General features: G+C 58.9%; 12 protein-coding genes. 4 read left to right on the forward strand and 8 right to left on the reverse strand.

Translation table 11 applies throughout. The features are described from left to right. The first annotated feature begins 94 nt into the window (after nt 1–94). The 4 genes from ACSMXM_RS13510 (at nt 95) to ACSMXM_RS13525 (ending at nt 4,862) form a co-directional block, all read left to right on the forward strand. On the forward strand, nt 95–2,062 hold the full coding sequence (locus ACSMXM_RS13510; RefSeq protein WP_460317611.1) for a ParB/RepB/Spo0J family partition protein: 1,968 nt from the start codon (nt 95–97) through the stop codon (nt 2,060–2,062). A 169-nt stretch (nt 2,063–2,231) separates the two neighbouring features. Beyond that, nucleotides 2,232–3,179 (forward strand): ArdC family protein, encoded by a 948-nt coding sequence (locus tag ACSMXM_RS13515; RefSeq protein ID WP_063510581.1) that lies wholly within the window; start codon nt 2,232–2,234, stop codon nt 3,177–3,179. 13 nt (nt 3,180–3,192) lie between these two features. Continuing rightward, a complete protein-coding gene (locus tag ACSMXM_RS13520; RefSeq protein ID WP_460316877.1) occupies nt 3,193–3,654 on the forward strand; it encodes a hypothetical protein in 462 nt (153 codons plus the stop codon). Nucleotides 3,655–3,923: 269 nt separating this feature from the next. Further along, nucleotides 3,924–4,862 (forward strand): DUF2493 domain-containing protein, encoded by a 939-nt coding sequence (locus ACSMXM_RS13525; protein ID WP_063510582.1) that lies wholly within the window; start codon nt 3,924–3,926, stop codon nt 4,860–4,862. A 64-nt stretch (nt 4,863–4,926) separates the two neighbouring features. Here ACSMXM_RS13525 and ACSMXM_RS13530 read toward each other — a convergent pair whose 3' ends face one another. From ACSMXM_RS13530 to ACSMXM_RS13565, 8 genes are all read right to left on the reverse strand, one after another. Beyond that, nucleotides 4,927–5,601 (reverse strand): class I SAM-dependent methyltransferase, encoded by a 675-nt coding sequence (locus ACSMXM_RS13530; protein ID WP_063506147.1) that lies wholly within the window; start codon nt 5,599–5,601, stop codon nt 4,927–4,929. Continuing rightward, a complete protein-coding gene (locus tag ACSMXM_RS13535) occupies nt 5,598–6,482 on the reverse strand; it encodes a sterol desaturase family protein (protein WP_067468557.1) in 885 nt (294 codons plus the stop codon). The genes ACSMXM_RS13530 and ACSMXM_RS13535 overlap by 4 nt, the downstream gene beginning before the upstream one ends. A gap of 72 nt (nt 6,483–6,554) precedes the next feature. Further along, nucleotides 6,555–7,247 carry an AraC family transcriptional regulator gene (locus tag ACSMXM_RS13540; protein WP_082835443.1) on the reverse strand — a complete coding sequence of 231 codons (693 nt, stop codon included), beginning with the start codon at nt 7,245–7,247 and terminating at the stop codon, nt 6,555–6,557. 107 nt (nt 7,248–7,354) lie between these two features. Continuing rightward, nucleotides 7,355–8,518 (reverse strand): cytochrome P450, encoded by a 1,164-nt coding sequence (locus ACSMXM_RS13545; protein ID WP_460316879.1) that lies wholly within the window; start codon nt 8,516–8,518, stop codon nt 7,355–7,357. Nucleotides 8,519–8,760: 242 nt separating this feature from the next. Then, on the reverse strand, nt 8,761–9,396 hold the full coding sequence (locus ACSMXM_RS13550; protein WP_460316880.1) for a peroxiredoxin: 636 nt from the start codon (nt 9,394–9,396) through the stop codon (nt 8,761–8,763). A gap of 196 nt (nt 9,397–9,592) precedes the next feature. Further along, nucleotides 9,593–10,072, reverse strand: a complete 480-nt coding sequence (gene lspA / locus ACSMXM_RS13555) for a signal peptidase II (RefSeq protein WP_067468563.1) — start codon at nt 10,070–10,072, stop codon at nt 9,593–9,595. Next, complete coding sequence (locus tag ACSMXM_RS13560; RefSeq protein ID WP_460316882.1) at nt 10,069–11,463, reverse strand: aldehyde dehydrogenase family protein; 1,395 nt, start codon at nt 11,461–11,463, stop codon at nt 10,069–10,071. The genes lspA and ACSMXM_RS13560 overlap by 4 nt, the downstream gene beginning before the upstream one ends. Next, complete coding sequence (locus ACSMXM_RS13565; protein ID WP_063506152.1) at nt 11,460–13,100, reverse strand: acetolactate synthase large subunit; 1,641 nt, start codon at nt 13,098–13,100, stop codon at nt 11,460–11,462. The genes ACSMXM_RS13560 and ACSMXM_RS13565 overlap by 4 nt, the downstream gene beginning before the upstream one ends. Nucleotides 13,101–13,120 lie beyond the last annotated feature (20 nt).

Here is a 13,120-nt window from a genome sequence, read left to right on the forward strand (position 1 = left end):
GATCAGCCGCATGGCGATGGGTTAGAGGGGAGGGTGCCTTTGGGCTAGTCGGGCCATGCATGCCGCATGGCTCCTTCCCATCAGGAGACTACCCATGATCCAATCAATTTCCTTGAAAAAGCTTGTCCCGAGCCCGCGCAATGTGCGCAAAACCAGCGATCCTGCTGCCGACGAACAATTGAAAACCGATATCGCAGCACGAGGTCTGTTGCAGAACCTTGTTGTGCGCAAGGCGAAGCGCGGCAAATTCGAGGTCGAGGCCGGAGGTCGCCGCCTCGCTGCGCTTCAGGCGCTTGCCGAAGACGGTACGCTGGCCAAAACCCACGAAGTGACTTGCCTGGTCATCGAAGGCGAGGAAAGCGAGGTCCGCGAAGCAAGCCTTGCCGAAAATTTCCAGCGTCTCGCCATGAACCCGGCCGATGAAGCGCAGGCATTCTCGGCCATTATCGAGGCTGGTGGCTGCGTTGAGGACGTGGCGCGTCGCTTTGGCCTGACTGTCCGCTTCGTTGAAGGCCGCTTGCGACTGGCCGCACTTGCCCCCTGCGTGTTCGAAGCGCTTGCGGATGGCACAATCACCTTAGACATGGCCAAGGCCTACGGCGCGATCTCTGATGCCGATCGCCAGGCGCATGTCTATGCCGAACTGCAGGACGCCTGGTACCAAATCACGCCCGAAACGATCCGCCGTATGGTGTTAGATGCCAGCGTGCGCGGCTCAGACCCGCGGGCTGTTCTGGTCGGACGCGACGCTTATCTTGCCGCAGGTGGTCGCATCGAGCGCGAGCTATTTGACGATGATGCCAGCGAAAGCTGGATCGATATCGCGCTGCTTGAAGACCTCGCGCACAAGGCCATGGATGAAGCGGCAACGAAAAGCGCCCAAGAGCATGGCCTTGCTTGGGTGAGACCGACGCTTGGCAACTATGTCAGCCATGACCTCGTTGAAGGCCTCAATCGCTTGCAGTGCGAACCTGTGCCGATGACCGAGCAAGAGGCGCAGGAACTCGGTGAACTCGAGGCCGGCTACGACCGGGTGGCCGCTATTCTCGAAGACGAAGACAGCGACGAGGACGAGGTCGCCAAGGCCGAAGAAGAACTGGTCGCAATCGATCGTGCAATGCGTGCGCTCAACGATCGGCCACCGGTGCTCGCCGACGATCTCAAGGCAGACGCCGGCGCCTTCCTCGTTCTCTCGCGCAATGGTGAGCCCGCTCTGGTCCCGCAATTCTACACTGAGAGCGAAGTAATTTCGGAAGACGACGGTGTGGTCGAGCCGGTCGCCGTGGGCACCGAGACCAAGGGTAGAGGCAATTCGCTCTCTCAGCGCCTGCTCGATGAGTTGGCCATGCAACGCCGCGACATACTGGCTATCCACGTGGCAAACGATCCTGCGCTCGCGCTCGACTTCATGGTTTTCACGCTTGCCGATGCTGATGGGCAAGACTGGCGTGCGAAGAAGGCTTCGACGATCTCAGGTTCGGCAGAGACTGGCCCCGTTACAGGTTTTGAGGCCAAGGATGCACCCGCTAGCGCCGCGCTCGCCGAGTTCGCCGGCAGTCTCGACGAGAGCTGGCGCTCTGGCGAAAGTGATGTCGAACGGTTCGAAGCTTTCCGGGCACTGTCCCATGAAGCAAGGTCCGCATGGCTCGGCCATGTCGTGTCGCGCACGCTCGTAGCCAGCCTGGCTTGCGAGGGTGAGCGCTCGGCTCCTCTCCACGAGGCAATCGGCGGCTTGCTTGAAATCGAGACCGCACATTGGTGGCGGCCGACTGCGGCAAATTATTTCGACCGCGTGGCGAAAGCAAAGACGCTCGAGGCGCTTGACGCTGCGGGCGGGCCTGAATTGGTCAGCCGCTATTCGGCTTCCAAGAAGGCTGAGCTTGCCAGCGCTGCCGAACGCATCTTCTCGGGCAATTTCATCGGTGAGGCGGGCACCAAGGAGCGTGCGCTCGCCTGGGTTCCGGACATCATGTATTTTCGAGGAACCGCTGAACCCGACGAAACGGTTGATCCTGATGAAAATGACGAAAGCGATGTCGAGATCACCGAGCAGGCCGCCTGATCCCTCCTGACAGGTTGAAGCCGTTCGGTAGGCGGTCCGTCCCTTCGGGGCGGGCCGCCTTTTCTCGTTAAGACCAGCTTGGGTTCCGCCATCGGCAAGGATCAGAGGGGAGGGGGCTTTTGGGCATCTGGCCCGGTGCAATTTCGTCCGGGCAATCAGGAGATTTCTCATGCGTAAGCTCAAACGCTCGCCAGCCTCCCGTTCACCGGCCCAGTCTCCGGCAGCACGGATTACCGCCACCATCATCGAAAAGCTTGAACAGGGCACCAAGCCTTGGATCAAACCCTGGCGCGGAGTTCCAATCTCCCGCCCTTTGCGCAGCTGCGGCACGCCATACCGGGGCATGAATACCTTCTGGCTGTGGATGATGGCCGAGGCATCAGGCTTCGCCTCGCCCTACTGGATGACTTACCGCCAGTGCGCAAAACTTGGCGGTCACGTGCGAAAAGGCGAGAAGTCGAGCATCGCCATCTTCTACAAGACCTACGAAAAGGAAGTCGAAACGCCCGATGGCGGTGAAGACACCGAGACCCGCCGCGTTCTCAGATCCTACGCAATCTTCAATGCGGATCAGTGCGATGACCTTCCGGCCATGTACAGTCCCGAGCCGCTCATGGAGCCGGTAGAACCCGCCGGACGCCGGCGCAGGATCGATGCATTCTTTGCGCGGATCGATGCGCAGCTGCGGCACACAGGAAGCGAAGCCTATTACGAGCCAGTCCTCGACCGCATCACCATGCCGCCTACCACGCTGTTCGAGGGATTTGACCATTACTATGCAACACTTGCCCATGAGCTGTCGCACTGGACCGGGCATTCGTCCCGGCTTGACCGCGATCTCAAGAACCGTTTCGGTAGCGAAGCCTATGCCGCTGAAGAACTTGTAGCCGAGCTTTCCTCAGCAATTCTGGGCGCTGAACTGGGACTTCCCGTTACCCATCTCGACAATCATGCCAGCTACATTTCGCACTGGCTGAAGCTCCTGAAATCGGATGACAGAGCCATGCTGACGGCAGCAGCAAAGGCTGAAGAAGCATCATCGCTGTTACTCCGCCTTGGCGGCCATGACGAACGCAGCGACCCTGAATTCGGCGATGATCTCGCCGAAGCAGCGTGAAGGGGAGCACGTCATGGGACGCTCTGTCAGCTACCCGCAAGGGGCCATCGTCGCTTTCTGCCTGATCGAGAACGAAGCGAGGGGCGACCCCGATTGGGAATATGAATGCCTGGTCGAAGATATTATCAGCACCGCGCGCGAAGCATTCCCCTCACTTATACCCCGCGATGGCTGGCGCGGGCGCGAAGATCGGATACTACTCCGAAATGCCTATGCCGATTGCGGCATTTCCACTTATTGCGGTCTCGCAGCCATCTGGCTCGCCGAACGGAATGACAGCTTCTACTGGGAGGCAGATTATGACCGACCCAGAACTGGCCGAGCTCAGCGATGGCTTGACCAGGTGTCCGGCAAGTTCTTGCAGATGTTCGGCGAGATTCGTCAGATCGGGCGCTTCTCCAATGGCGAGGGCGTGTTTGAGCGGATCCATGTATTACCGCAGAGGCCACGAGATCGGCAGGCAGCCGAAAACTAGTTGTTCGTGCAGGCCCCGCTGATGATGTTGGCAAAGGAACTACGTCATGCCTCGTGCCTGTCCGCCGGGAGAGGCCCTGGACCGGCCGTGGTCTGGCGCAACCTGCAAGGCTGCGGCCCGTGTGGCCCGCGCCAGCCTTGCCTTGCAGGTTTCCCGCTTCGCGGTGCGCCAGCCCCCTTATTCCGGCCCTGATCGGGCTCCGGCGGACAAGGAGCGAGACATTCCGGTTTCGTAAGCTTTGCCGCCTGAGCACATCAGGAGGCTTAATCATGTACGATAGTTTTACCCAACAACTCGCCGGGCTCGACCTTGCAGGTCTAACCATCAAGCCTGCACCTTTCGATCCGTCCGATTTCCCAAGCGAGGAAGCGGTCGAGCAAACCTTTGCTGCCGTCTGGTCCGACATGTTTGTCATGTTCTCGGGGACATCGCTCGAAGCGGACGCGGAAGACGTGGCCTGGGGCTTCGTCAATCTGTTTCACCGTGCTGCCAGCCGTAAGTCTACGCAGCTCGACCGGGCGAGTGATGAAGTCCGGGCGCTCCTTGCAGCCGCCGACGGATCCGAAGTCCATTCAAGCAATCTCGAAGAGCAGATCGAACGCGCCCAGGCAGCCGAGGCAAGCATGGTGGCATTTGAACAGATGCGCGAAGTTGCCGCATCGCTTTATCTCGAAGAAACGGGTTCTTCATGGAAGCCATTTGTCGGTTCGCGTTCGAACCATTCGCGCAAAGTGACTTCTGCGGTTGTTGAGGCCCGCGATTTCCTGCGCGCGAGGGCTGAGCGGCGCCGGGATGCCCATAGTCCTGAGGGCACTGCAGTTTTATTCGCCGGTGGGCGACCCTCCTTTGCCAGCGCCGACGAGGCCAAGGCCTTCGCTTCGAACGTATGGGCTACGCTCGACAAGGTGCGCGACCGGGTTCCGGATATGTTTATCCTGCACGGCGGCGACAGCAAAGGTGTTGACCGGCTGGCAGCCTCCTGGGCCGAACGCCACAATGTCCAGCAACTGGTATTCAACCTCGATAGGAGGCTCGGAGCCCGTGCCGGCTTCAAGCGCAACGAGCAGATGCTCAAAATGGACCCGCGCTATGTCATCGCCTTTCCCGGCAATGGCGTACTTGAGCGACTCGTGATTGAGGCAAAATCACGCCGGGTCAGCGTAGTTGACCGTCGTGGACCTCTTGGGACAAATCCTCGCGAGAGGTGAAACTCTCTGTCAGCAAATCCATGTACCGGCCACTCCAAACCAAGCGAGTAAATGAGCAATCTTCTCATTCATCTGCAGAAGTCTTGGTCGCTCCGTAGATCGATATCAAGCCAGTGATGGTTTGATATCTCTTGCATTCTGTGATGCTGAGAAATCCAGCTTGTTCCATAAGCGGTACAAGCGCGCCGTCCGCGTTTGGCTGCGTGTCCGAAACACCGTCGAGCTGCTGTATCGTTGCTCTGAACAGGACACGCATGAGGCGTGATTGCTGCTCACCGTAGTCTGCTATGAACAGGCGTCCACCTGGCTTAAGTGCTTCGTAAATCTCGCAAAGCAAGCGGAGCTTCTCATCATAAGGAACTTGATGGAGAACGAGGCAGAGTGTGGCGATGTTCGGCGCTGGCCATTTGGCAACAGTGGCCACCGAGAATAATCCATGTTTGAATTCAGCATCTATTCCAGCTCGCCCCGCTTTCTTTCGTGCGATCTGGATCGCATCTTCGTCTGGATCGATCCCGAAGTACGTCGTGGCTGGGTTTTTCGTGGCCAGTAGTGGCGCCAGGCTGCCGGTACCCGCCCCAATGTCGAGCAGGACCTCGTTACACTTGGGCTCAATCAGGTCCACAAGGTCTCTACGCCACCTTTTTTCGCGGGTCGAAAGTCGGACCCCGATATCGTAGAGTGGCGTGAGAATAGGATAACCGGCTGGCGGCGTATAGACTGCATGTTGATCGGTCATGCCTGTCTCTCGCTTTGTGGGCCGAGCTCCGGCAGAGACTGTGCCTGCTTTCTAAATGGTTCGGCCAACTGTGCTAGATAGGCATCCGGATAATCTTCGATGCCAGCGAGGCCAATCGCCCCCGCTCTGATATGCTGGCTCGACCCAAAGCGCGCTGTACCAAGCAGAACATCCCAGAGCGTCAAGAAGAGACCGAAATTGACGTCGCCGTCCGTTTCGGATGCGAGGTGGTGGTGCCGATGGACTGGAGCGACGGCCCAGATATATGCCAACGGCCCGACCCGCATGTCGACGTTCGAGTGCTGTAACTGGAGCTGTATCAGCACCGCAAAGGAAGCCACGGCGGCGACATCGAGAGGGATTCCCAGAAGAAGCCAGGGCAACGCACCGGCGGTAACCTCGATGAACTGGTGGACTGGATGCTTCAGTAGCCCGTTGAAGCCGTACATGCGGCGTACCGAATGATGCACGGCGTGAAAACGCCAGAGAAACGAAACCCTGTGACTGGCGAAATGGGCAAGGGTAATCCCCACGTCGAGGAGTACAATAGCCATTGCTACATCGGCCCATAAGGGCAGCGTCTTTGGCCAGGCTGATTCCCAAGGGACAAGGCTTGTGATGAGCGGAAGAAGCAGCACCATAGCCACAAGAGATCCTTCATTCACGAGGGCATGCAAAATGTCTCTACGGCCATCGCCATGGCTCGAGTTCCACTGGTTTTCGAAAGGCGCGATACGCTCGGCGGCGAGCGAGGACCCAATCGCGGCGATGATCAGAACGAACAACCAGGCCGGCGAACTACCCGAGGACACGATCGCCGTAGCGCCCCCGACAAAGCCGAAAAAATAGAGCGGGCCATAGAGATAACGAAAAACGGCCATTGCAGCCTCCATCAAACGATGGTTCCGTCTACGCTCCCTTAGGGCCCCGGTATTGAACGTTTCGCTGGTGTCTTAACGCACGATGGTAATCTCGATTTTTGCGAGACCCTGTGATGGCGTCACGCCGAACCATTCGACCAAACGACGGGTAAAATGCGCTTGATCGGAAAACCCACCTGCGGCCGCGGCGGCAGCTAGACTATGAGACTGGTGGAAACCTTCGATGGCACGCTGAACTTGCAACCATTGCAGGAGCTTGGTCGTCGGCACTCCAAAATCTCGAATCGCAATTTCCCGCATCCGCGTGGTCGAAACACCGACGGCTTTGGCCAATTCCGAAGGTGTCGCCCCGGGTTCGATCCGTTGCAGCGTAGAGCGGAGGCGCGGGTCGATTTGGCTCGAACCCTTCCGGTTCAAAAAGCCTTCCATCCATTTGCGTGCCTCGTTCCCAGATCCAACCAGAGCCAATGCATTCGCTTCAGCGGTCGAAAGCCGTTCCAGTCCAACACTCTTGTTGAGGTCACGGGTTCCCATGAAAAACGGATCGACATACAGATTTCGCAGGATGGCACCGGATGGCGTCAAGCGGTGAACCGTGGTGGCAGGGATGAGAACAGCTTCACCGGGCGACAAGCGAAGATCTCGGTCAGCGTTAATGCTGCAAGAGTCGACCAGCGAAAGACTGATCTGGTGTGCCAGATGACTGTGCGGACGGTTCTCTCCTGTTTGGGCGTCGAGAAGTGCCCAGCCAAATCCGAGCATCATGTTGCCCTCCCATGAGGCGTCGGTGCTTCTCAAAGAGCGATTTCGTCTTAGCTGCTGTGCAATCGGACGTTCCTTTCTGAGAGATCTCAACGCGTTCCCGGCTCTCCTCAAGTCTCTTTCAAAGACCGCTCACTGCGCCGGATATCCTCGAGAATGATCTTGCTGCCTGGCAGCGCCGGCATCCGGGAACGATCGATGCGCAGATCCTGCGGGGGAAGCCGATATTCCATTTCGCAAAGAAGCATTCGCAACGCGCGCTCCATCACTTCGAGCACGACCGTCTCGCCGGGGCAGCGATGATTTTTCGGGACATCGCCGCCGCCCTGAGGGATCAATGCGAACGCGGAAATGCCTTCCTCGCGAAAGCGCTCCGGATTGAAGGTTTCCGGCTCGTTCCAGAGATGAGGATCAGTGTTGGTTGCGTGCAAGTCGAGCAGGAAACGTCGCCCGGCGGGAAAACGAACATTTCGCCACCGGAAGTCCTTTCGGCTTCTGGCAGCGACCGCAGGAAAGAAGGGATAGAACCGGCGCACTTCCTGGACGAAATAGCCCATCTCAGAGCGATCGGATGCAGGGGTCGGAGCCAAATCGGGAAACGAATGGAGAGCATGCGCCAGGAGAGTGATATAGACAGACGCTGCGACGGTTGGGCGCAGAACGTTCAGCAGTTCGACGGCGGCGATCTTGGGACTTAGCAGCGCGCCATTCTCATCCCGGTGCCCAGCGATCACAGCCAGCGCGGATTCAGCGTGTGGGACCAGACGGCTATCGCGCACATCCTTGATGATGCGAGCGAGCCACGCTTCGGACCGGCTGCGAGCGCGCCGGGCTTGAAAATGGCCCAAGCCGAGCGCGGCCGCGCGGTCGAAGAGTAGAACAAGGTCGCGAGTTCGCTTGATGCGCTCTTCAGCCGGTAGTGGCACTCCGGCCCAGTCGCACACTGCTTCGGCCAATATGGGATGCAGCGCTTCGTAGAAGATTACCTGCGATTCCCGGGTCCATGCCGGGAGCTGGGCCAACCACATTTTTTCGAATTTCTCTCCCAGAGCCTCGACACGCTCTTGCGTCAGCAACGACACGAACATTTCCTTGCGCCGCAAATGCCGCTCGCCATCCAGACCCTGGACTCCGCCCTTGCCAGTCAAAGTCGCCCGAACCGGTTCCGGCATCGCGCCGTCGCGCGACATTCGCGCTTTATCGTAGAACATCTCGGCCGCAGCTTCGCCGCGCAGGCACACAGTCCGCCGGAGCAACAGGCGGGTTTCGAACATATTGCCACCGGTTCGCGAGCAGACCGTGCTTACGAAGTCATAGGGCCGCCTCAGGAAATGGAGTGTGCTGTCGAAGGGCCCTTGCGGTATGAGTTCTTCGCTCTGTTTTATGGAACGTTTCATAGACCAATACCGTCCTCTCGATTTGGCATATCGGTGCCGAGCCAGGCACGGCAAAACCAACCGGCGCGCTTTTGATTATGCTCCCGCCGATAAGTCTCGCATTGCCCCTTTTGCCGCGATCAATCCTGCGGCTGCGGTGTGACGCGCAGATAAGGTTTTACCGTCTCCCAGCCTTTGGGGAATTTCTCACGCGCTTCTTCATCGCTGAGCGAGGGCACGATGATGACGTCCTCGCCATGCTGCCAGTTCACAGGCGTGGCCACGCTGTGGTCGGCTGTCAGTTGCAGCGAATCGATGACCCGCAGGATCTCTTCGAAATTTCGACCCGTGCTCGCGGGATAGGTCAGCGTAAGTTTCACCTTTTTATCGGATCCGATTACGAAGACCGAGCGTACGGTAAGAGTGTCGTCGGCCTGTGGATGGATCATTCCATAGAGATTGGCGATTTCACGATCCGGGTCCGCGATCAGCGGAAAGTTGAGAGCATGACCCTGGGTTTCGGCTATGTCGCCTGCCCAGGATCGGTGGTCTTCGAGTGGATCAACGCTGAGACCGATCACTTTAACGCCGCGTTTGTCGAATTCCGGTTTCAGGCGGGCAACCTCACCAAGTTCCGTTGTGCAAACAGGAGTGAAATCCGCAGGGTGCGAGAACAGCACCGCCCAGTCGTCACTCATCCATTCATGGAACTTGAGCGTGCCATCGGTTGTGTCGGCCTCGAAATCGGGTGCGGTGTCGCCAAGTTGAAGTGTCATTGAAAATCTCCTGTGGTGAGCGCTAACATAGCGCGAGTTCCATCAGCAGATGGGTGCTACAGTTACTGTAGGTGCAAGCGAGATCGCGACGGAGCGGCGTTCTGGCGCGACGGACGGCATCAGGAGCGCGCTGGTGTTCCGCTCGCCCGCGCTATGTGGATTCCTAGGCCCGTCCCTGCCTTACGCTATTTTAAACTCAGTTCATGTCGGGGCGGTTTTCAGGCTGCTCTTCGCCCATCAGGACCAAAAGCACCAGTCCCACTACGATCGCGACGTCGGCCAGATTGAATGATGGCCAATGAAGAGTACCCCAGTATAAATCGATGAAGTCTCTGACAGCACCGAACATCAGCCTGTCCGCAACGTTGCCGAGCGCTCCGCCAATCGCGAGGCTCAAGCCGAGCGCATGGATGGCCGATCTGGTTCTCATCAGCCAAATCCCGAGTAGTCCCGAAAGCAAAACGCCGATCGCGATAAGGATAACCGGTGCTGCTTCACCAGCCAATCCGAATGCCACGCCGCTATTGGTGATGGCGACTAGATTGAAGCCCGGGAACACTGCGATCACGTTACCCGAACCAACGAAAGAATGCGCCCAGGTTTTCGACAATTGGTCGAGGCCGAAGCTGGCCAGAATCAAAACGGGCGCAAGCCGTTTCGCCGCGCTCAAGGTCATCGGACGCTGGATGGTGAATTCACGACCACCATCTTTTCTTCGCTCATATCGGCCATCGTGTAACCGATACCGCCTGTTCCGAGACCCGACTGACGGCGTCCTGCGAACGGCATCCAGTCGACGCGAAATGCGGTATGATCGTTGACCATTACGGCTGACGCGGCCAGCGCTTCGACGCAGTAATCGGCCCAGGACATTCGGTCGGTAAACACAGCCGCCTGAAAGGCGTAGGAAAGCGCGTTCGCTCGGCCGATCGCAGCATCGACGTCGTCGTATCCGTAAATGCAGACCACAGGGCCAAACACTTCCTTCCGCGATACATCGGCGTCGCACGGCGGATCGACAAGGACCGTGGGCTGGTAAAGGGTGGAACCCATGCGCTTACCCCCTGCGGCGAGCCTGGCGCCGCCCTGAACGGCTGCATCGACCCAGGATGCGACGCGGTCGACTTCGGCAGGACGAATGAGCGGACCGCATTGGGTTTCCGCTTTGGTCGGATCGCCCACAGTCAGCGCTTCTGCTCCCTCAGCGAGCTCGGCAGCGAAGTCCGGCAGTTCGGCGCGCGGAACGAACACGCGCTGCACCGAGACGCAGACTTGTCCAGAATGATAAAAGCCGCCTTTCAGGAGAGGAGGAATTACCTTGCCGCTTGCGACGCCCTCATCGACGAGGACCGGAGCCGCGCCACCGTGTTCCAGTGCCAGGCGGGTGCCCGGCGCCAGTTTGGAGCGGAGCATCCAGCCAACTCTGGCCGAACCGATGAAGGAGAAAAATGCCGTCCGCGAATCGATGACCATTTGTTCGGCGACATCGTTCGAACATGGCACAAAGCGGCACCAGCGTTCATCGAGTCCGGCTTCATAAAGGATTTCGACGAAGCTCTTGCAGGAAAGGGGCGTGTCCTTGGCCGGTTTCACCAGAACAGGGCATCCGCTTGCAACTGCCGGTCCCACCTGATGGGCGATCAGGTTCAGAGGATGATTGAAAGCGGAGATCGCCACGACCGGCCCAATCGGCTCACGGAAGGTATAGGCTTTGCGTCCTGCCCCCGCCTGCGTCAGGTCCATCGGGATTTCGCGCCCGCCGCTGGCGAACAATTCGTGTATGCACAATTCGACGCTCTGAATGGCGCGACTGGTTTCCACGCGCGCGTCGACGATGGGTTTACCGCCCTCGCGCGCAATCTGCATTGCCAGTGTCTCCGCGCGCTCGCGCATCAGCACGCTGGCGCGCTGCAGGATGGCGATGCGTTCATGCGCGGGGAGCCGCGCTTGTCGGTCTTCGTGCAGCGCGCGCGCCTCGTCGAGCCAACGATCGACTTGCGGCCAGTCGACCAGCTCAACGCTGCCAATGCATTCCTGGTCGTAGGGATTGAGGACCTGCCACGTCATTGGGGACACTCCATCGCCTTGAGTTCATCGATCAGAACCTTGCGGTTCTCGGAGTAATCCACCGGCAAGTCGACAAGGTGAACGCCGCCGCTTTCAAACCCTTCATTCAAGGTCGGTACCAGTGCTTCGCTGCTTTCGATCCGGTGGCCCGTCGCACCATAACTCTTCGCATAGGTAACGAAGTCGGGGTTGGCGAAGCTCAGACCGTAATCGGGAAAGCCAAGTTCTTCCTGCTTCCACCGGATCATACCGTAAGCGGAATCATTGAGGATGAGTACGACGAGGTTGAGGCCGAGCCTGACCGCGGTTTCCACCTCCTGCGAATTCATCATGAACCCGCCATCGCCGCATACGGCGAGCACGCGGCGCTCGGGCGACAGCATCGCTGCCATCATCGCCGAGGGGAGACCCGCTCCCATCGTCGCCAGCGCGTTGTCGAGCAGAATCGTGTTCGGCTCATGCGCGATATAGTTGCGGGCGAACCAGATCTTGTAGATGCCGTTGTCGAGTGCGACGATGTCGTCGCGGCCCATGACCGCCCGTACATCTGCAACGATGCGCTGGGGCACCATCGGAAAGCGGCCATCGTCGCTGCCTTGGCGGATGTGCGCCGCGATGTCCTCATGGACTTTGGCGTAGGCTGCCGGGTCACTAGGGTGTTTGCCGCGCAGCCGGTTTCCCAGTCGCTCGACAGATCCGGCAATATCGCCGATGACTTCCAGCTGCGGGAAATAGACCTGGTCGACCTCTGCGGCCTTGTAATTCACATGGATAACAGTGCGTCCGTCAGGCTCCATGAAAAAGGGCGGTTTCTCGACCACGTCATGGCCGATATTGACGATCAGGTCTGCGCGATCGATGGCGCAATGAACATAGTCATCCGATGATAGAGCCGCCGTTCCAAGATACAGAGGGCTTGCCTCATCAAGCACTCCCTTGCCCATTTGCGTATTGAAAAACGGAAATTGTGTATCGTCGACGAACTTTCGGAGCGCCTTGCAGGCGCTACGTCGGTTGGCCCCGGCACCAACCAAAAGCAGCGGGCGATCGGCGGCCAGAATACGCTCGGCGGCTTCGTCTAGCGCGGCATCTCCGGCCACCGCATATTGTCGGGAGTGGGGCGCCACGACCGGTTCGGAGGTTTCCTCCTCGGCAATATCTTCAGGCAGCTCCAGCAGAACTGCTCCGGGCCGCTCTTCCTGGGCTCTCCTGAAACCCTCTCGTACGAGCGAGGGAATGCGCTCTCCATTTACGACCTGCTTCGCCATCTTGCACAAGGGGGTAAAAAGCGAGACGACATCGACGATCTGGAACTGCGCCTGCTTCGAGACCTTGATAGGTTTCTGGCCGGTTATCATGACCAGCGGGAAAGCGCCCAGAGCGGCATAAGCTGCGGGCGTCGTGAGGTTTGTCGCCCCTGGTCCCAGCGTGGCAAGGCATACACCGGCTCTACCGGTAAGACGTCCATAGGTTGCCGCCATGAACCCTGCCCCTTGCTCGTGCCGGGTAACGATCAGACGGATCGACGAGGTCCGCAGTGATTCCAGAAGATCGAGGTTTTCCTCGCCCGGAACCGCGAAGATATACTCGACGCCTTCGGCTTCCAACGCGGCGACAAGAAGATCGGATGCTTTCATGAAATGGTGCTCGCATTGGT

This window comes from Pacificimonas sp. ICDLI1SI03, assembly GCF_054740865.1.